Annotated in this window: 13 protein-coding genes; 6 read left to right on the top strand and 7 right to left on the bottom strand. The window is 39.7% G+C overall.

Annotation, left to right across the window (positions count from 1 at the left end; all coding sequences use genetic code 11):
* Positions 1–162: 162 nt before the first annotated feature.
* Entirely contained in the window at positions 163–3,444 is a 3,282-nt protein-coding gene (locus tag GJB62_RS28650) for a PAS domain S-box protein (RefSeq protein ID WP_159402603.1), read from the bottom strand.
* Between the two features lie 892 nt (positions 3,445–4,336).
* Here GJB62_RS28650 and GJB62_RS28645 point away from each other — a divergent pair.
* The 3 genes from GJB62_RS28645 to GJB62_RS28635 all read left to right on the top strand — a co-directional run bounded on the left by GJB62_RS28645 (position 4,337) and on the right by GJB62_RS28635 (position 8,806).
* A complete protein-coding gene (locus tag GJB62_RS28645; RefSeq protein ID WP_114080931.1) occupies positions 4,337–7,036 on the top strand; it encodes a response regulator in 2,700 nt (899 codons plus the stop codon).
* Between the two features lie 12 nt (positions 7,037–7,048).
* Complete coding sequence (locus GJB62_RS28640; RefSeq protein ID WP_114080930.1) at positions 7,049–8,125, top strand: response regulator; 1,077 nt, start codon at positions 7,049–7,051, stop codon at positions 8,123–8,125.
* A gap of 318 nt (positions 8,126–8,443) precedes the next feature.
* Entirely contained in the window at positions 8,444–8,806 is a 363-nt protein-coding gene (locus GJB62_RS28635; protein ID WP_114080929.1) for a metalloregulator ArsR/SmtB family transcription factor, read from the top strand.
* A gap of 98 nt (positions 8,807–8,904) precedes the next feature.
* Here the strand turns inward: GJB62_RS28635 and GJB62_RS28630 are convergent, their stop codons facing one another.
* Positions 8,905–9,243 (bottom strand): hypothetical protein, encoded by a 339-nt coding sequence (locus GJB62_RS28630; RefSeq protein ID WP_114080928.1) that lies wholly within the window; start codon positions 9,241–9,243, stop codon positions 8,905–8,907.
* Between the two features lie 513 nt (positions 9,244–9,756).
* On the opposite strand from GJB62_RS28630, the gene GJB62_RS28625 reads away from it, so the two are divergent.
* On the top strand, positions 9,757–10,083 hold the full coding sequence (locus GJB62_RS28625; RefSeq protein WP_114080927.1) for an STAS domain-containing protein: 327 nt from the start codon (positions 9,757–9,759) through the stop codon (positions 10,081–10,083).
* A gap of 43 nt (positions 10,084–10,126) precedes the next feature.
* On the opposite strand, the gene GJB62_RS28620 is transcribed toward GJB62_RS28625, so the two are convergent.
* On the bottom strand, positions 10,127–11,317 hold the full coding sequence (locus tag GJB62_RS28620) for a SpoIIE family protein phosphatase (protein WP_114080926.1): 1,191 nt from the start codon (positions 11,315–11,317) through the stop codon (positions 10,127–10,129).
* 259 nt (positions 11,318–11,576) lie between these two features.
* Here GJB62_RS28620 and GJB62_RS28615 point away from each other — a divergent pair, with 259 nt between their 5' ends.
* Both GJB62_RS28615 and GJB62_RS28610 read left to right on the top strand, forming a co-directional pair.
* Positions 11,577–11,993: an anti-sigma regulatory factor gene (locus GJB62_RS28615; protein ID WP_114080925.1), complete on the top strand. Its 417-nt coding sequence runs from the start codon at positions 11,577–11,579 to the stop codon at positions 11,991–11,993.
* A 63-nt stretch (positions 11,994–12,056) separates the two neighbouring features.
* Entirely contained in the window at positions 12,057–12,227 is a 171-nt protein-coding gene (locus GJB62_RS28610) for a hypothetical protein (protein ID WP_114080924.1), read from the top strand.
* A gap of 75 nt (positions 12,228–12,302) precedes the next feature.
* On the opposite strand, the gene GJB62_RS28605 is transcribed toward GJB62_RS28610, so the two are convergent.
* From GJB62_RS28605 to GJB62_RS28590, 4 genes are all read right to left on the bottom strand, one after another.
* Positions 12,303–16,979: a response regulator gene (locus GJB62_RS28605; RefSeq protein WP_114080923.1), complete on the bottom strand. Its 4,677-nt coding sequence runs from the start codon at positions 16,977–16,979 to the stop codon at positions 12,303–12,305.
* A 22-nt stretch (positions 16,980–17,001) separates the two neighbouring features.
* Positions 17,002–18,231, bottom strand: a complete 1,230-nt coding sequence (locus tag GJB62_RS28600; RefSeq protein ID WP_114080922.1) for a hypothetical protein — start codon at positions 18,229–18,231, stop codon at positions 17,002–17,004.
* 823 nt (positions 18,232–19,054) lie between these two features.
* Positions 19,055–19,267, bottom strand: a complete 213-nt coding sequence (locus GJB62_RS28595) for a ribbon-helix-helix protein, CopG family (protein WP_114080921.1) — start codon at positions 19,265–19,267, stop codon at positions 19,055–19,057.
* A gap of 50 nt (positions 19,268–19,317) precedes the next feature.
* Positions 19,318–19,998 carry a response regulator transcription factor gene (locus tag GJB62_RS28590; RefSeq protein ID WP_114080920.1) on the bottom strand — a complete coding sequence of 227 codons (681 nt, stop codon included), beginning with the start codon at positions 19,996–19,998 and terminating at the stop codon, positions 19,318–19,320.
* Between the last annotated feature and the right edge of the window lie 35 nt (positions 19,999–20,033).

Below are 20,033 nucleotides of genomic sequence, written 5' to 3'. Positions count from 1 at the left end.
TTTGCATAATCTTGATATTTTATGGTGTTTTGTTATGTCTGTAAATGTAGTTGCTAGAACAGATTCTCCAACTTGACAATTTGGTAAACTATATTAGATTCTCAACGATGTCTCATAGTTATTATTCCCTAAAATTATTTACTAATAACACATCAAAGACTTTCAATTGAGGACATGGCTGATAATTAATGGTAGTTCTACCCTAAATGTCGTACCTACTCCGACCTGACTAGCGAGGGTAATTCTTCCTCGATGAAGGTCTATACACTTCTTAACTATTGCCAAACCTAATCCAGTTCCTGGCGTATTACCAACATTACTAGCTCGGTAGAATGGTTCAAATAATTTCTGCTGTTCCTCTGGGAAAATACCGATACCTTCATCTTGAATTAGAAAAACTGCGCTTTGCTCTTGGAGTAATAAATCAATTTGAATATTACTGCCTTGTAGTGAGTATTTGACAGAATTTGATAGCAAATTGCTCAGTATTTGCCGCAAAATTTTCTTGTCTATACAAGCCATAAAGCTATCATCTGTTGATGAATTACCCAAGTTATGGGGACAGAAAGTTAGGATATGGTTGGGAGAACTTAGTTGAATTTCCTCTACCAAAGAGTGACAAAAATTAATCAATTTAATACAAGTTGGTTCAAATGCTAATTTTCCAGCTTCAGCCTTATTAATTAGCAAAATATCATCTAAAAGTTGAGTTGTATGTTGAACATAAGTTTGAATACATTGGAGATGTTTCTGCTTTTTTTGTTCATCCAGTTTATGACTAAAAGTGTTTAATATTCCAGCAGAAGAAGCAATCACAGCTAAAGGAGTTCTGAACTCGTGGGAAGTCATAGAAATGAAACGAGATTTCAACTCATTTAGTTCTTTTTCCTTCTCTAAAGCTTTAAAAATATTTTCTTCAGCTTGTTTTCGCTCGCGTATATCTTTAACTACCCCGATCGCATAAATAGGTTTGCCAACCCCATCTCGAATGAGAGAAACCGTTAGATTTACCCAAATTACATCACCATTTTTATGTAAATAGCGCTTCTCGATGGAAAATGTTTCTACTTTTCCTGCTATTAGTTGTTGTAAACTATTGAGATGGGCTTGTATATCCTCTGGATGTGTAATATCTTTAAAATTTTTCTTCAGGACTTCTTCTTGGCTGTAGCCTAAAATTTCACACAAGTTCTGATTAACTTTCAGAAAATGACCATCTAAAGTCTCTAATTTAATTCCCACTGCTGCTTGATTAAAAATAGCTCTAAGTTCTGCCTCACTTTTTTGTAAATCTAAAGTGCGTTGCTTAACCCTGATCTCTAAATCTTGATTGAGTTGTTGTAGAGCTTCTTGTGCTCGTTGCCGTTGCAGTTCAGCAGAGGCTCTGGCTGCAAATACTTTGAGAATTCCCTCAAATTTATGCTGGTCAGGTATGGGCTTTTTATCTACTATACATAGTGAGCCAATCGGTTGACCAAAATCATCACTTAAAATAACTCCCATAAAACTTTCGGCTTGCATCGCCACCCATCTTTCAGCAGTGGGGAAAAGTTGCTGAATTCCTGAAGGACAGTAGTAAAATCCTTGGTTGAGCAGAATTTCACAAGGCGTTGATTTTGGATTATAGGAAATATTGGATTGTAACTGCCCATCAGACCAAAATCCTAAAGTGTGAACTTGCCCATCAATTAACTCAGTTACTAAGGTGTGAGGGACATCTAAAGTAGAAGAAATATGCTCAACTAATGCTGGGAAAAAATCACGCCCAGTGGTAGAAGCAGTACTTTCAATTAAACTTTGTAAGGCTATTTCAGCTTGTTTGCGTTTTGTAATATCAATTCCTACTGCAACCGCAGCTGTGTTGTACTGATATTTTTGAGCGACGAGCAAGTAATTGCATATTTTGCCGTTTATTTGGGCATCAATAACGCTAGAATCTGCCACATCTTGGCTAGCTAAAAATTTACGCATAAATTCTGTAAATTGCGGGCTATTTTCCATAAAGCCCAATTCTTGACCGACAAAAGCATTGGTAGTCAAGTTAAAACTTTCAGCTAAATGGCGATTAACCCCTAAATAATATCCATCGGAATTTACCCAAGAAACAAACCCAGGTACTGCATCTAAAACCGTTTGTAATTGCTCTTTTGCTTGTTGTAGATTTTTTTCTGCTCGTTTGTATTCTGTAATATCCTCGGAAATACACAATAAGTATTCGGGTTGTTGGTCTTTGTCATACAAAGGAATTTTAGTCGTGTGTAAAATTTTTCTGCCAAAACTGTAGCTGTCAATAGGTTCTTCAGGAATATCTTGAGGTACACCGATAGCAATAGTTTCTAAGTCTTTTTGGCAGAAAAAGTCTGCTTGTTCTTTCGGGAAGAATTCGTAATCTGTTTTGCCAATAGCCTGCTCTGCTGTAATACCAAAAATGTTTTCACAGGTATGATTCCAGAGCTTGAATCTGCCAAAAGTTTCTGGTTTGGCATCTTTAACAAAGACTGCCACAGGCAGATTATTAATCATCGACTGTAAAAAGTTGCGAGTCTGTTGGAGTTCCTCTTGTGCTTTTCGACTCTCAGTTATGTCAATACCTGTACAGACGATATACTCAAGTTGATTATCTTTATTAAGTAAAACCTTATTTGACCACGAAATTAAGCGGCGATCGCTATCTTTAGTAACTAAACAAGTTTCGTAACGTTGAGGAAATTCTCTCTTTGGTAAATTTTTAAAAATACCTTTGATACATTCTGTTATTTCAGGTAACAGCAGGATATCCCAAACAAATTTTCCCTTCACTTCATCAAATGTATAACCTGTAGCTTGCTCGCAAGTATGATTAAAACGAACAATTCTCCCCTGAAAATCTACTACAATAACCAGAGCATCCGCTAAATTCAAAATTGCAGAAATAAAATTCCGCTCTAATCGCAATTCTGCCTCAATTCTTTGTCGTTCTGCAAGTTTTACTTGTGCATAATTGTAAAGTCTGGCTTGTTGAATCGAAACTGCTAGCAGACTAGCAGGAGTAACTAATCCAATTAATTCTCCTTGCTCTCCGATAATAGGCAAATGGCAAATCTGATGTTTCCTTAGCAAATTTAACGCAGTAAAAATATCTTTAAAATCTGTTAACTTCAGTGTGATTAACTCTTTTGTCATTACTTCCGCAACACTGATTCCCCCTAAATTTTTGCCTTGTGCTGTTAACTTAATTAAATCTCGCTGCGTAATTATCCCTTGCAACTGGGAGTTTTCTATTACTAAAACACAACTAGTAGCTTGAGATGTGATGTTATCTATGTTTTTATTTGAGCTTGTCAAAGAATTGGTATCTTTGATTGGCAAGTCATCACAGTTAACTGGCGCTTCATTGATTAGTGCAATCACATCTGAAAGCAAAATCTCAGAGTTAACAATCAGTGGATGACGAATGATCGTCATTTGTAAATTATCAGAGATGACAGAGTTAATAAGCATTATATATAGATGCCTTAAACCAAAAATATCTTTTGTAAAGATATGATTAATATCTTTACTTATAATTTTTTTAAAAACATCAGTATTTTCTATGATAAGAGCATAAATTCTGCTTAAATTGACGCTCTCTACCGACTACTGACATTAGATTAAAACTCCTTTAATAACTGAAACAAGGAGCGAATATATTAAATAGACTAAACTAGCTAAAAAGGAATAACTTTTGGAAAATATTCAAGATATTGATGAATCATTTCTGTTCGTACTGGGTTTATTATTCATGGGTTAAATCCAAAAGTCATCAAGGAAAAATAGGAATTTTTTATTGATTAAATTCCGAGGATTTACTTGAATTACTATTTGGGATTCGAGAAGAAATACTGAGTAGCTACTCTGATGTATCTGTAGGAATCAGGAGATTGTATAGAAGGACGGCAATCTGGCTGATGATAAAAATTACTGTTTAGGCGTAGTGAAATCTAGGTGTTGCGCTAAAAAAAAGATTTTGGTGCTACTAATAATCTGTCAAATTCATTTTGATGGTTAGAGAGATGCGATAAATCGCCGTCTCTAATCTTAATTTATCCATCAATTATTTATAGATAGGCTACTAGTCTGGCTATAAGTAAATGAATTTTACAAGCAGCAAATTTACTGAACGTTTTCGGAAGATAACTAGGTATAATTGCGAATTCTATTCATGCTGAACACGGAGGCAAAAAATTTTCAGGGATTTGGAGAAGACATCGTATTGAAGGGCAACTATAGATATAACTCAATTGATATCAGGCTATTAACATGATGATAATCAAGATATAATTTTGTTGAAACGCGATCGCGTTTGTATTTTTAACTTATGAGTCATTGCTCTCCCCTTACAATTCTGCTAATTGATGATTGCCCTAGAGATCGGGAAGCATATTGTCGTTTTTTGAAGCAGGACAGGCTGTATACCTATCGTATTTGGGAGTTTGAGACAGCAGCGCAGTCCATGAAATGGTGTCAACAGGAGATGCCAGATATAATTTTGCTGGATTTTAAATTACCTGATGGGGATGGGCTGAAGTTTATTCAGCAATTTCGGGAATGCCATAGCAATACTCAAGCTGCTGTGATTCTGCTGGCAGCAGGACAAGGGGATGAAATCATCGCTGTCCGTGCTATGAAAAGTGGTGTCCAAGATTATTTGCTTAAAGATAAACTCACTGCTGAAGTTCTTCAAGGCGCAATTCATCATGCCGTTGAACGGATACAGCTAACTCGACAGCTTGAACAAAGCCGGGAACAACAACAACTGATTGCCGCGATCGCCATTCAACAGGAGAGGGCATATCAGCAAGCACAGGCAGACCTGGCAAAATGCCAACGGACAGAAGCAGCCCTCAGAAGTGTTTTGGCGATCTGTTCTGGTCGCCTCATTAATTCAGATAAAGACGGTAATCCCATCCACATAGCTGATATCTACGACGAATTTCTCTACGATACGCTACGTGAACGCTTACAAGCTGAACAGAAACTCACTCACAACATAGATTTGCGAGAAGCAATTTTTAACGAATCTGCTGATGCCATCTTTTTGGTTGATCCACAAACGCTGCTCACCCTGGATTGTAATCGGCGGGCAGTAGAACTGTTTGAGGCGGCTAACAAAACTGAATTGCTCGAGATTAATGGGCAGAAACTCCAGCGCCATCCATTCACCGCCAGCGAAACAGACGCGATCGTGGCAGATATGCAGTCAAAAGGTGTCTGGAGTCGAGAGATTGAATATGTTACTCTCAAAGGTCATATTTTTTGGGGAAACATAGCAGCTAAACCCATTACTGTAGCCGGACGTACTATGAATCTAGTCCGGGTAACTGATATCAGCGAACAGCAAGCTGCGCTACGCGAACGCAAACAAGCCGAGGCACAACTGCGGCAGACGAATGAGCAACTTGCTAACACCAACGTAGAACTTGCCCGTGTCACTCACCTTAAAGACGAATTTCTTGCAAACATGAGCCATGAACTGCGAACACCTCTTAATGCAATTTTGGGGATGTCAGAAGGGTTACAAGAAGGTGTGTTTGGCTCCATCAATGAAAGACAAGTAAAAGCGATCGCCACTATTGAGCGCAGTGGTAGACATTTACTAGAGCTAATCAACGACATTCTAGACCTGTCTAAAATCGAATCTGGCAAATTAGAACTGCAATGGAGTGATGTTTCTGTCAGAAGCCTCTGTGATGCCAGCCTTGTCTTTGTTAAACAGATGGCTTTGAAAAAAAATATTCGTCTTAATATTCATATTGCTGAGAATATTGATAGCATCCAAGTAGACGATCGCCGCCTGCGTCAAGTACTGATAAACCTGTTGAACAACGCTGTCAAGTTCACACCAGAAGGGGGATCTGTAACCCTAGAAGTCCGGCTAGAAGAAATAGGAGAGCATGGGAGTAAAGGAACAGGGGGAGTAAATTTTCCCTTGTCGCCCTCATTTGCCTCATCTTCCCCAAATCTTTGCTTCTATATTAATGACACCGGCATCGGTATTGCTCCTGAAGAAATCGGCAAGCTGTTTCAGCCCTTCATCCAGCTTGACAGCAGCCTCAACCGCCAGTACAGTGGCACTGGTCTGGGTTTGGCGCTAGTACAGCAGATTATTACCCTACATGGAGGAACAGTCTCAGTTAGCAGTGAAGTTGGCCAGGGAAGTTGCTTCACCATCCGTATTCCCTACCGTACTAATTTGCGAACAATACAAGCAACTAATTCATTGCCTAGTTATTGCTTACTTGCTGAGAATGCTCAAGTTTTGATTATCGAAGATTCTGTTGTGGCCGCTGACCAAATTACTCGCTACTTCAGCGAAATGGGAATGGAAACCATCACCTATTCCAAAGGTGAAGGAGCCGTAGAAGAGGTGCTGCGCGTTCAGCCTGGTTTAATTATCCTGGATCTGCAACTACCGAATCTATCGGGTTGGGAGATACTAAATCAACTCAAGACCAACCCAAAAACCAAAAATATTCCAGCGATTATTATTTCAGTCGTGGATGAGCGTAGCAAAGGATTGGCTCAGGGAGCGTTTGAATATCTAGTCAAACCAATTACCCGCGCTCAACTTCAGGTAACTATAGAGAAACTGCAACATTTTACTGGTTCTGAGTCGCCAAATTTAACTGTATTGCCAAAAGCCGCGAAAAAACCACCTTTGATTTTGCTAGCAGAAGATAATCAAACAAATATTGATACCATGTCCGATTATCTTGAAAGTCGAGGGTATCATCTCATTTTGGCAAACAATGGACAACAAGCTATTGACCTAGTTAAAGTTCAACGCCCCGACTTAATTGTGATGGACATTCAAATGCCAGAAATGGATGGGTTAGAAGCAATGCGCCGCATCCGTGACGATCGGCAATTTGTAGATATTCCGATTATTGCACTAACGGCGTTAGCTATGCCTAGCGATCGCGAAACTTGTTTAGCCGCTGGAGCCAACGAATATCTTACCAAACCCGTTAAACTCAAGCAGCTTGCACTCACCATTCAACAAGTTTTAGCAAGGTAGCAGAAATTTTTAATGAATACTCAACCTTCTATTTTAGTGATTGATGATGAACCCGATAATTTCGATGTTGTTGAAACCTTGTTGAATAATGAAAACTACGAGCTACACTATGCTTCTAGTGGTCAACAAGCTCTGAATCGCCTCAACAGTCTTCAGCCCGATCTGATTTTGCTGGATGTGATGATGCCTGGCCTAGATGGGATGGAAATATGTCAACGCATCAAAGCTGATCCACAATGGCAGATAGTGCCGATCATTATGGTGACAGCATTAACTGCTAAAGAAGATTTAGCTCGATGTCTAGCAACAGGTGCAGATGACTTCATTAGTAAACCCATCAACGGCGTGGAATTACGAGCCAGGGTTAATTCCATGTTGCGGATTAAGCAGCAGTACGACAGCCTGCAAGTTTTGCTTCAACTGCGAGAAGATATGGCAAACATGATTGTCCACGATCTCCGAAACTCTCTTACCAGTATTGTCCTCGCGGCTGAAATTCTCCGATTTTGCAACTTGTCACCCGAACAGCAAAGAGGCAAGGTTGATCAAATTTTATTTGCAGGACAACAGCTACAATCATTGATTAATAGTTTGCTGATCATGGCAAAGCTAGAATCGGGAAAAATGCTTCTCAACTACACAGAAGTAGACCTTTATTTACTCTGTATGTCAGCATTAGCAGATTTTGAAGCGATGGCTACCCAAAAGAACCTGCTTTTGATAGGTGAATTACCTGAACCTGGTGGCATTGTGAAAGTAGATGCAACAATCTTTCGTCGAGTTCTAGATAATTTGCTCTCTAATGCTATTAAGTTCTCCCCATCTAACTCTCAAGTGACCCTACGGGGAGAGTATTTGGCAGCAGGTGGTGCGAAAGTGCAAGTCGCAGATGCAGGCCCCGGAATCCCTGAAGACGTAAGAAAAATCATATTCGATAAATATGAAGTTGCAAGTCGGATACCAGATGTTTGGCAAATTGGTTTAGGATTGGCTTTCTGCAAAATGGCAGTCGAGGCACATTCCGGTACAATTACCATCGAAGATAATCATCCAAATGGTAGTATCTTTACTGTATTTACTCAAAAATAAATTATTAACTCCAAAATTGCTGCATCTAGTCAGATTTTCAATAGGTACTCCTTTTAACTATTCATCAAGTATTTTGTCAGATTAATGTGTTTTTTTATACTATAGTAATCCGGCTTGATTTCTGTTCACACAGCGTGACGTAGCTATATTTACTTGCGTGGGCAGGGAACAGGGAATAGGAAAGAAGAGATAGATAGATACTGAGTCTTGTTCAAAAATCAAAGCGGATTGCTATAGCAATAACTCAACTACGCTATTATAAAATTTAATAACTAATTAGCTATTAAAAAAATATTATACCGACTATTAAATCTCCCTATGCCAAAAACTAAGCCACACAAGTCCGATCCAGCTGTTCTCGTGGCAGTTGCTGACTACTTCAAGGTTTTATCAGAGGCAAGTCGGCTACAGATTTTAGCCTGTCTAAAATCAGGGCCAATGAATGTGATGGAAATTGCCGAGGTTACTAACTTAGGTCAGGCAAATCTATCTAAGCATCTGAAAGTGTTAACTCAAGCAGGGATTCTATCTCGTCAGCCCAAAGGCACGAGTGCCTATTACGAGATTGCCGAACCAATGATTTTTGAGCTTTGTGAGTTAGCGTGCGATCGCATTAGTGAACGCGTGCAACAGCAGGCTGAAAGCTTGAAAGCCCTTCGAAGTAAAACAGCAGTTTTTTGAAAAATACCTGATGCCTTAATTGGGTAAAATGTCTTCCTAGCTTCTGGTAGTTAGGGGTAAAACGAGCGTTGTACCCCTACAAATGATTCATATTCCCTTTAATCTTCGTCAAGGGCTGGGAAAGCTTCTTCAATTTGCCACAACTTATCTTTGTTTTCAACAAACCAAATACGAGTTTTGGGAGTTAATTTACTCCAAATGACTTCAACAGGGATGTGAGGAGATGCATATTGGTACTCTTGACCAAGTGACTTGAGATTGTCTGCCACATCGTGGGGAATTCCGAATTGTTCCCAGTCAACTGTTATATGTCTTCCCGAAACTCCGGCTGTAGGGTCGAAAATCAATTGTGCTGATCTGACTAAATCAGCAAAGTGTTTCGGTTTGAGTTTGGTGATCTCTTGAAGTTGGAGTGATTCGTTATGCTCTTGAGACATTATCGCCGCAGTGGTAAAGATTAGTGGTGTTTGAACTTACTAGCAGAGACTTTGATCCCAATATTTTTACTTTAGCGCAGAGCCGCTAACTTGATCTTGATTTAATCAGACACTAATTTTCAGACCATCTAAAAAACAACAATGCGATAGCTGTGCCAACGTCAAGGAAGAACATACTCATAGCTGTATAATTTGCAGCATTTTTTCATGTCGGGTGGCAATGCAGTGAAATTACCACTGCTTATGTCTCGTTTTTAGGCACGGTATTTAGGTTATAAAGATGGTTATTTTAAAGCTTTTGAAATTTTTCGCTAATCTGTGGGGCTAGATTCTTGACTGCAATAGCAAATAATAATTATCAAGCTGCACCACGCCAATAAGTATGGCTGCGCGAACACAAATTAAAGCAGATTCCTTTAAGATACAAAACTATTGCTATATCTATTGCAGTTTAGCTTAGGTCAATGCCAAAATGTAAATACATTTTTCCCAGTCAAACAATAGGATAAAACAATGAGCATGAACGTAAAATTACTAGAATTATCTGGAATTTTAGATGGTATTAGAGGTAATGAACTGCGTCGTGAAGTTAGCGATATTCTGCTAACTGGAGCCGATATATTGTTACTTGATATGAAAGAAGTAAAGTTTATCGATAGTTCTGGTTTAGGTGCTTTAGTCTCAGCAATGCAAATGGCGCGAAATGCTAATACTAAACTTTTTGTTTGTTCAATCAGCGATCAAGTCAGAATGTTATTTGAATTGACTAAAATGGATAGGATTTTTCAAACCTTTGCTGACCAAGATGAATTCAATCGCCAAGTATTGGCAACACAGTAAGCTCCTAGACTATGCTAAATTTGAATCTGCACACTTGACTATACTAACCAAAGTTAACTTTTACCAAAGAGAAGTCATCATCAAGATTATCTTGATAATTTAAGGTAATAATCTTCGCCAATAGTTGATTTAGAACACAGGGGTCTTTTAGACTATGTTTAGTTAGTAAGTCAATGAAAGCATCAATACCCCAAAATTTACCATCTGACTGATTAATTTCATAAACACCATCACTAAAAATGTATAAAATGCTGTTCTCTTCGATCTGAAAAATAGCCTCTTCAAACTGGACATCAGGTAAAAAGCCAATTGGGAGATCCAAAGAACTTAGCTGTTTAACTTGGATACTTGTTGTAGAGGTATTCGATAAGAGTAAAGCTGGTGGATGTCCGGCGTTGGCATAAATAATTTGACGTTTCAGGCGGTGATAAACTCCATACCAGATTGTGAAGTATTTATCACCGTGCTTTGTCATTTGAAAGGCGTGATTGAGCGCTTTTAGGACTTCACTTGGTTGACAAAAGTTGGTGTTTGGTAAAGATTGCGATCGCAAAACATTCAGCACGGATACAGATAGGAGGGCTGAACCCACGCCATGACCTGATACATCCAACAAATAAATTGCCAAATTATCCTCGTCGATCCAATAATGGTCAAAGCAATCACCTCCTAGCTGTGCTGAGGGAATAAACAGATTTTCTGTAGTTACTACTCCTACGAGCGGTGAGGGTAAGAGCGATCGCACATAATCAGCAGCCTCAGCTAATTCTGCCTCCAAAATTTGCTTTTGGGTTTGTAAATCTTGATTTAGTGTCTCCAAAACTTCTTTTTGACTTTGTAAATCCTGATTTAACTGGTGTAATCTTAGTCCTGCTCTTACCCGCGCTTTCAATTCATTCATCTCTATTGGTTTAGAGATAAACTCATCTGCTCCAGCGTCAAGTCCTCTAACTCGATCTTCCTCCTCTCCTCGAGCTGCTCCCCTAGCCGTTAATAGAATAAAAAAAGTGGTTGCTAACTCTGGATCTGTTCTAATTCGACGACACACTTCTAGCCCATCTACCTCGGACATCATCCAGTCACAGATAATCAGAGCAGGACGTAGTAATTGTGCTTGTCTAATTCCTTCCTCGCCATTTTTGGCGACACTGGTATCATAACCTTGATTTTGGAGTGTTTTTTTCAGTACTGTTCGCACTATAGGGTCATCATCAATAACCAAAATTTTAAACATAAATTAAAGTTTACTAAGTAGATTGAAGAAGAATTTAGAAGTCAGAATGGGCTACGTGTAGCGTAGCGTCCCGCAGGCTTGACGCTCTGCTATCCGCTCTTTCCGTCAGAATTCATTCTGAATTCTGCTTCGCTTAAAAAGAAGTAATTACTCTAATTCAACTTATATGCAATTTAGTTTTAAATGTATAGTGAAAATACTCAAATTAAATAAATTAAATACGAATAGGATCGTCTCGAAATATTTTATTGGTTAAGAAGTGAAAAATAAAATTTATCTAAAAGTCAACACAGACCTTACAGCATCATCTCAAGTATTATTTTGGTTCGATCAGATGAATCAGCCGCCTATTCTTAACAAAGAAGTTTGGTGGCAATGTCAAACACTTTTGATGGAAGGCTTCACTAACATAGTTGAACATGCACACAAAAACTTACCTATTGAAACTCCTATTGAAATAGAAGCTGTACGGGTAAATAAATATATAGAAATTCGCATTTGGTCTCAAGGTGAACCATTTGACTTAGAGCAGCAATTGCGGCAAATATCTGAATTTGATGAGAATGAGCAAGAGCGCGGGCGGGGTTTAAAAATTATGTCTGCCATTGCCGACAAATTGAGTTATGAGCCAACAGAAGACAATCGTTACTGTTTATTTATTAGTAAATATTATTAATCATCTTATCTGAGATTTGCTAGCTTAATTATTAGCTAGAAGCAAAAAAATCTAAAGTGCTTCATGCAGCGAGACTCAATATTTTACCAACTTTTACAAGCATCCCCACCAATGAATGCAGATAGTTATCAATTCGATTTGGTCGCCGTTAAAAAATTAAATATTCAAATTTACGTGGTATTTTTACCACCAAAAATAAGTAACTTAGCACAATCAAATCAACTATATAAATAATAACTAGCTAGAGTAAAACCCTTATAGCTATTGCCTATTGCCTTATCCCAACAAGAATTATTTACGGCCGCTTCCTTATCTCGTGATTAAAAACTCTTGGATACATTTAACAAACTCTTCTAACTCTGAGATTAAGTGAGTAGTACCTCGACGTTCTTGATTGTGAGCTAATTGTTCTAATTTTTGTGCTGCTAAATGCATGGTTATAGCTCCAATATTGGCACTAGCACCTTTAATTTGATGAGTTTGGAGCGCTAGTTGCTCATAGTCACTATCTGCGATCGCTATTTTAATGATCTCTAAACGAGGTTGCATATCTTCAACAAATATTTCCAGTAGTTCTAATTCAAATTCTGAGTTGTTTTCCGAGAGCTGATGCAAGCGTTCCCAATCAATTGGGAGGTCAACTGAACCTATATCTGTTGTAGAAACTTTCTGCTCTAAAACATATATTTCTTTTGCCTGGAATATCACACTTCCCCAACGCTGTAGCGCCGCCGCTAATTTCTCTTTGATTACTGGCTTGCTGAGATAATCGTCCATTCCTGCATTTATACACATCTGTTGATCTTCTTTCATCGCATTAGCTGTCATCGCAATTACTACAGGGCGACGACTATTGACAAAGCTGCTTTCTTGCCAACGATGAATTTCTTTTGTAGTTTCTAAACCATCGAGAACAGGCATTTGGCAATCCATCAAAATTAAATCGTAGGGGATTTTTTCTAATAGCTGCAAAACTTCTTTCCCATTACCAGCAACATCTGCGCTATAACCTAGGCTTTGGAGTTGCTTCAAAGCAACTTTCTGATTCACCAGATTATCTTCAGCTAAGAGAATTCTTAATTTGTGGAAGTCACGAGCCAGGAGGCGGGAGCTAGGAGAATGATCGTTGCTGTTGTTTTCGTAATCTTTTAGTTTTAACTCTTGACTTCTGACTTCTGTCTCCTCCTTTATCTGCGTTCCTAAGATAGTCATGATGGTATCGAGGAGTCGGGATGGCTTAACAGGTTTGACCAAATAAGCCGCAAATCCTATTTTTAGCGCTCGTTGGATTTCATAGCGTTGATTAGTAGAGGTAAGCATAATCAAAGGTAGCCCAGCGATCGCTGAATTTGCTTTAATTTGCTCTCCCAAGGTCATGCCATCTATTTCTGGCATCTGCATATCAATCACAGCAATGTCATAGAGATTTTTTTGCTTGGCAGCCTCCTCAATAGCTTTGAGGGCAATAGTAGCCGAAGCAGCCTGATCTACTAACATTCCCCAACGGGTAGCTTGATGATGGATAATTTTGCGATTAGTAGCATTGTCATCCACCACTAACAAGCGCCGATTAGTCAAAAGTTCGCGATCGCTTTCTGAGGAAATAGGGTGAAGTTGCTGGGCAAGAGTTACTTCAAACCAAAATTTAGATCCTTTGCCCAACCGACTTTCTACGCCAATTTCTCCTCCCATCAAGCTTACCAGTTGCTTGCAGATGGCTAATCCCAAACCTGTGCCGCCATACTTGCGGGTGGTGGAAGCATCTACTTGGGTAAATGGGGTAAAGAGTTTGCATTGGTCTTCAGAGGTAATGCCAAGACCGGTATCTGTGATGGCAAAATAAATGGTGGCTGTAGTAGAGGAAAGCCTTCGCAATTCTGCTCTGACTACTACCTCTCCATTGCTGGTGAACTTGATCGCATTGCTGATCAGGTTCATCAGAATTTGCCGCAGGCGGCCAGCATCGCCTTGGAGTTGGGTGGGAACGTTGGGATAGATTAACGCTGCAATTTCTAATCCTTTATTATGGGCTGAGGGAGCTAATAATTCCAACACTTCTTCTAGACAAGTAGATAAGTCAAAATCTAGAGTTTCTAGTGCCATTTCCCCAGCCTCAAGTTTGGACAAATCCAAAATTTCGTTGATGAGGCTTAAAAGAGCATCTCCACTAATGCGAATAGTTTCGATAAAATCCTGTTGCTCTGAGTTTAGGGGAGTTTCTAACATTAAGCCTGTCATCCCCAACACAGCATTCATCGGAGTCCGAATTTCATGACTCATGTTTGCTAAAAAGGCACTTTTGGTTTTAGAAGCTAATTCAGCTTGATGACGAGCAACTTCAAGTTCTCTTCGCTGTTGAGTTTCTGCATATAACATTTGGGCTTGGGCTAAGGCAATACCTACTTGATCGGCTATTTGTCGTAAAAGATGAGTTTCAAAGCTAGACCACTGACGGGAACTGCCACACTGATGGACAATTAGCAAACCGCAGAGTTCTTCTTTGACAAGAATGGGTATGACTAAATTGGATTTGACCCCAAATTGTTGCAGTAATTCTATGTGCCTTTTTTGAATTTCCACTATATCTAAGTCAGCAAGCTCTAGATTCCGTTTTTGACGATATTGCTGTAGATAGTACTGTTGTGTATATTCCGCTTGAAAATAAGAATCAGTGAGCTTTTTCTCTTTAATTGTCAGCCAGCCAGAAACTACTGCCTCAACTACAGTGCTTCCAGATCCATCTGTCAAAGGTTGATAAATCAAAACTCGATCGCTATGGAGAATTTTTTGTACCTCCGTAACACTGACTTGGAGAATTTCTTGGATTTTCAAAGACTGACGAATCTTAAGGGTGATTTCAGTAAATAGTTGCGATCGCAAATTTTGGCGTTGGAGTTCTTCTTCTGCCTGCTTGCGCTCAATAAACTGCCCTACTTGCTCACCAATAGAATTCATGACTTTTGCCAAATCTTGGTCAGGTTGCTGGATTTCATGGCTAAAGCAGGTAATGACACCAAGGATGTTTTTACCACTATGGATCGGAAAACCAAAAGCTCCGTGCAGTTCTGCTTGGACAGCGATTTGAGAGCGGATGAAATCTTTGTCTTTAACTACATCAACAATCCAAACAGGTTCAGCACTGTCCCAAACACGACCAGGCAGGCCAATTCCTGATGCAAAGGTGGTCTGCTGACTAAGGATCTCAAATTCTTGCATTCCTGAAGACATTTTATACCATGAATTCAGTAAACTTAGTAGATTCGCTCGCTGATTTACCATCCAAATTTCACTTAGATCCCATTCCAAACTCTCGCAGATTCCTTGCAGGATTTGGGGCATAGCTTCACTGATTGTAGTTGACTCTGCTAAGACGCGCGTTGTAGAGTACTGGGCTTTGAGGTGCTGTTCTGCTCGTTTGCGTAAACGAAGCTCGTCGTAGACATCGCTAATATCAATACCTGTAGCAACAATGTATTCAACGCAACCCTCATCATCTTTCAAAATAGCATTAGCCCATGAAATCAGCCGCAGACTGCCATCCTTTGCTACCCAATAATTTTCATATTCTTTGGGCGCTTCACCAGTTCGCAACTGTTCAAAAACTGCTTTAACTGGTTCTACCTGTTCAGGAATGAGAAATAGGTTCCAGAAATGCCTTCCTCTCACCTCATCGAATGAGTAACCAGTTGTTTGTTCACAAGCTTGATTGAAGCGAACGATCTGCCCTTGTGTATCCAGAACTATTACCAAGGCGCTAGCTGTATCAAGAACTGCTGAAATAAAGTTGCGTTCTTGGTTTAGCGTTTCCTCTGTTAATTTACGTTCTTTTACCTCACGATAAATGAAGTAGTAGACTATAGCCAGAGTGATAAAACTTAGGCAAATAGCGATCGCAAGTGTCAAAACTGTGTTGTTTGCACTGGCTTTTGCCGCTTGTGACTGCTGTTGAAGCAACCTTTTATCCTCATTTTCGATCTCATGGATGACCTTGCGAATATCATCCATAATATATTTCCCATGATTTGTCTGGATTACCTGCAACGCTGCCTCGAATCCCTGATTTTGACGCAGGTATATAGTCTGCTTGAGTATGGCAAATTTTGCAGCTATTAGAGATTCAAGGGCGGCAAACTGCTTTTGTTGGCTAGGTTGATCTGCGATTAAATCCTTCAGTTCTACAATTTTTTGATCGATGTTTACAACTACTGCTTGATAAGGTTCCAGATAACTTTCTTGTCCAGTCAGGATATAACCGCGTTGTCCAGTCTCAGCATCCTTCATCTCGGACAGTAATTCTTCTAGCTTATTGATTTTATCTTGGGTTTTTTGTACCTGATTACTAGCATCAATCAATATGCGTGTATTTTGATAAGAAATCACGCCAATCAAAACTAAAATTGCCGATGCTAACCCAAACCCTCCGGCTACTGTTTTAAAAAATTGTTTGCGTCTCTTGTGTGCCTGTTTGCGTGTATGAGTGACCAATACCAAACTTGCTAAGTTACGCCGCATTTCTAATTGCTTGATTACCTGGCGACCGATAATTCGCAATGCTTCAACTTGTTCTGGAGAGAGCTTTCTTGGTACACGGTCAATTACACAAAGTGTTCCTAGTGCATATCCTTCAGGGTTAGTTAACGGTACACCAGCATAAAATCGAATATCCGGGTCAGAAGTGACTAGCGGGTTTGTCGCAAACCTTTCGTCTTGTGTGGCATCAGGCACAACAAAAACTTCCGGTTGCATAATAGCATGGGCGCAGAATGCCAAATCTCGCGGTGTTTCTGGGGCTTCCATTCCAACTTTGGATTTGAACCACTGGCGATCGCTATCAATTAAACTGATTAAGGCAATAGGAGTGCCACAAATATATGAGGCTAAATGGGTGAGATCGTCAAAGGCAGCTTCCGAACGAGTATCGAGGATCTTATACTCCAAAAGAGATTCGATTCGCTGTATTTCGTTATCAGGTAATGGTGCTTTCATTCTTCAGCCTTATCAGTGACTACTAAAATTTGACCCGCAACTGTCCTGTCAAGGAATTACCACCGTAAGCACTTCCCCCAGTTTCTTGATTGCGAACATTACTAAAGCTATAGCCAAGGTCTGCCTCTATATTTGGTGAAACCTTTACCGTACAGCGCGTTTGATAGGTATTGGCGTTATCAAATTCTCCTTTAAGTCGCTGCTGTCCTAAGTTGGCAGCGAGGCGACAGCGTAAAAAATTAACAATATCTCCTTCCCAAGCCACCTCAGCGTTGTAAACTAGAAAATCTGGTGGGGAAAAATAGCCACTTGTGCGTTCTAAATCGCGATCGAAACTCAAATTGAATAAGTTAGCTGCCAGAGAAAACTGTCCGAACTTGCGTTCTAGCCGACTAAATGACTGCACCTCGGAATTACCATCGTTGTAACTACCCAAACGCAATGATGAAAACAAGCTGGTGTTACTGTCAATTTGCCAGTATAAATCAGGCCCAAATCGCCAAGCAGTAATTTGATTTTCTAAAGTTCGGGCATTCGATTTATAAGGGCCTTGTTCTAAATTACCTGATAGTACTACTACCGATAGCAATCGACCTGATGACGAAACTTGCGGTGGCGAAATGGAAGCCTCCACCTTAGCATTGAGATTGATAGCTGTAGGTAAACGATTGAAGACATCGACTCCGGCTGCTGTTTGCAGAGTCACTTGACCAATTTTTCCTTGCCATCCAACTTGCAAGGGAAAATTCGTAATTGATTCAACACCGCGTTGTTCAAATAAGTTAAAACCTGTTTTCACAAATATTTTATTGCCATTACTCAATCCAAACTGAACCGTTGGTTCAAAAAAGAAATTGGTTTGGCCAAAGTTATCTGTGTCATAGCGATAGTCCGTATGAATGCTTTCCAAAACTGCATCCGGCGTTCTTGGTTCGGTGGAAGTTTTTGGTGGACTAGAATTATGCGGGGGTTCGGGTAGCGCTGGCCGTAATTGCAAATCAGGATTGAAGTTTTCGGGGGCCGCCATCAAAATAGGTGTTGGCTCAGGATTTACTTTGCTGACTCCCTCAATCAATTCTGAAGGTGATTTCCAGGTCTGATGTGCTTGGGCTGCTTGTAACTTAGCTTCTGATAATGTCCAAATACCGACGCTACAGATTACTCCCAATTGAATCTGTAGGCATCTCCAAATCAACCCTGTGTACGAACTATGTGGAGAAATAAAGAAATAAAGTATAAAATTATCTGCCATAGGTCAATACTATAGTTGTAAATAAAAAACTTGCTGCCAAAGAGTTTTCTGGCTGCTAGCTCATCTATTCAGCTTGGAATTATGATGCCCAAAATATATGCTTGTTAAGACATGGCAAAGGAAAAAGGCATTAATTTTATATACCTGCCCCTTGACTGTCTAAATTAGTATTTTTTGCAAGAGCGTCTTGCAATTTTTAGTTAATAATTTTTAATTGGAAGCGTACTCTTAGATAGAAGCAAGCTAGCAAGAGGTCTCGTAGAGAAGCGACTTGACCGCTCAATGATCCATCTAGCAGCAACGAGATTGACATCCTCACCGCCGTGAACGCACGATGATTCTGGAGTAATGAGTAATAAGTAATAAGTAATGAGTAAATACCCATTTTTCATCCACTCATTACTCATTACTCCTTACTCATTACTTTAAAGCCGTGCTGGATGGTTACTGAGCGTAGCCGAAGTAAACACGGGGTTTTAAACCCATTTTTCTGATAAACCCAGATTGCCCTCAATACTTGTCGGTTAAGGAGAAAAGGGGAATGGCAAAGGGGAAAGAAAAACCTTTAATCCAAACCCAGTAACCTTTTCCCCAAACCAAATTTCAGTTTAAAATCCAAAACCCGAGCAGTATTGGGTTTGATAACTAGCCATGCCGCACCATTAAGAGTGTGTTCTAGGAAAAGTTTAAGGGTACAAGGGTAAGGGATGAATTTAAACCCTTACCCTTTTCCCTTTAACCGAGAAGTATTTCCTTGAGCCCTATTGGTAATTCAAGATAGCTGGCAGATTTTTGAGATTTGGCGAGATATTCTGGTGAATAGTTACTGTGATTTTAAGCCACTGCCAACTGTTGTTTTTGAGTCTGCTGTTGCCATTTCAGAGTTTTTAGTATTGTCAACCTCAAGAGATCGGAGTAATTCTCGAATTACGTCTGTTGCTGGTCTTCCTGTCAAAGCACAGTAGTGTTCAAGTTTCTTCATTTCCTCAGCGGTGAGATTTACTGTTAGCCGTTTAACAGCCCATTTTTTATTCATAATCCTCTTTTTTCTTTCAAGTTTTGCTTTTTGTCGAAATCACCAAGCCATTATGATTGTTCCCGTAGTGCATAGCCTACACCACGGACTGTATGAATCAAACGCTTTTCATTATTCTCTTCCAATTTGAGTCGCAGATAACGAATATATACTTCAATAATATTAGAATCACCCATGAAATCGTAACCCCAAACTTTCTCTAAAATTTGATCTCTAGTAAACACCTGACGGGGATGTGAGAGGAGATATTCTAATAAGTCAAACTCTTTTGCTGTTAACTCAATGCTTCGTTTTTCTCGAAAAACTTCACGGGTACGGCGATTTAAGCTTAAATCTTCAAATTGCAGCAAATCTTCGGTTGTTTCTTGCGTGCGACGCAGATGGGCGCGAATTCTAGCTAGTAATTCCTCAATGCTGAAGGGCTTAACTACATAATCATCGGCTCCTGCATCTAATCCGGCGACGCGATCGCTCACTTCATCTTTTGCTGTCAATAAAATTACTGGTACTGTACTACCTGTTGCTCGCAAACGCCGACAAATTTCTAAACCTGTTAAACCTGGTAACATCCAATCCAGAATCGCTAAATCTGGCGATGAGTCTCGCGCTAGGGTAAGACCAGCAATCCCATCATGAGCTACACTTACTCGGTATCCTTCGCTACTTAGCTCTAATTCGACAAATCGTGCTAGTTTGACTTCATCTTCCACCAAAAGGATATGTGCTGTCATAAGTTTGCTCCTGCTGCCTCCTCTGTCTTCTTTTC

The organism is Nostoc sp. ATCC 53789 (assembly GCF_009873495.1).
In the GTDB taxonomy this organism is placed as follows: domain Bacteria; phylum Cyanobacteriota; class Cyanobacteriia; order Cyanobacteriales; family Nostocaceae; genus Nostoc; species Nostoc muscorum_A.
Note: the sequence above shows the minus strand (reverse complement) of the source record. Positions and strands in the feature narration are given on the sequence as shown.

What these genes read in the sequence shown, in the direction of transcription:
- GJB62_RS28650 (WP_159402603.1), bottom strand. Translation starts at nt 3,444, where the DNA reads ATGACGATCATTCGTCATCCACTGATTGTTAACTCTGAGATTTTGCTT.
- GJB62_RS28645 (WP_114080931.1), top strand. Translation starts at nt 4,337, where the DNA reads ATGAGTCATTGCTCTCCCCTTACAATTCTGCTAATTGATGATTGCCCT.
- GJB62_RS28640 (WP_114080930.1), top strand. Translation starts at nt 7,049, where the DNA reads ATGAATACTCAACCTTCTATTTTAGTGATTGATGATGAACCCGATAAT.
- GJB62_RS28635 (WP_114080929.1), top strand. Translation starts at nt 8,444, where the DNA reads ATGCCAAAAACTAAGCCACACAAGTCCGATCCAGCTGTTCTCGTGGCA.
- GJB62_RS28630 (WP_114080928.1), bottom strand. Translation starts at nt 9,243, where the DNA reads ATGTCTCAAGAGCATAACGAATCACTCCAACTTCAAGAGATCACCAAA.
- GJB62_RS28625 (WP_114080927.1), top strand. Translation starts at nt 9,757, where the DNA reads ATGAGCATGAACGTAAAATTACTAGAATTATCTGGAATTTTAGATGGT.
- GJB62_RS28620 (WP_114080926.1), bottom strand. Translation starts at nt 11,317, where the DNA reads ATGTTTAAAATTTTGGTTATTGATGATGACCCTATAGTGCGAACAGTA.
- GJB62_RS28610 (WP_114080924.1), top strand. Translation starts at nt 12,057, where the DNA reads ATGCAGCGAGACTCAATATTTTACCAACTTTTACAAGCATCCCCACCA.
- GJB62_RS28605 (WP_114080923.1), bottom strand. Translation starts at nt 16,979, where the DNA reads ATGAAAGCACCATTACCTGATAACGAAATACAGCGAATCGAATCTCTT.
- GJB62_RS28600 (WP_114080922.1), bottom strand. Translation starts at nt 18,231, where the DNA reads ATGGCAGATAATTTTATACTTTATTTCTTTATTTCTCCACATAGTTCG.
- GJB62_RS28595 (WP_114080921.1), bottom strand. Translation starts at nt 19,267, where the DNA reads ATGAATAAAAAATGGGCTGTTAAACGGCTAACAGTAAATCTCACCGCT.
- GJB62_RS28590 (WP_114080920.1), bottom strand. Translation starts at nt 19,998, where the DNA reads ATGACAGCACATATCCTTTTGGTGGAAGATGAAGTCAAACTAGCACGA.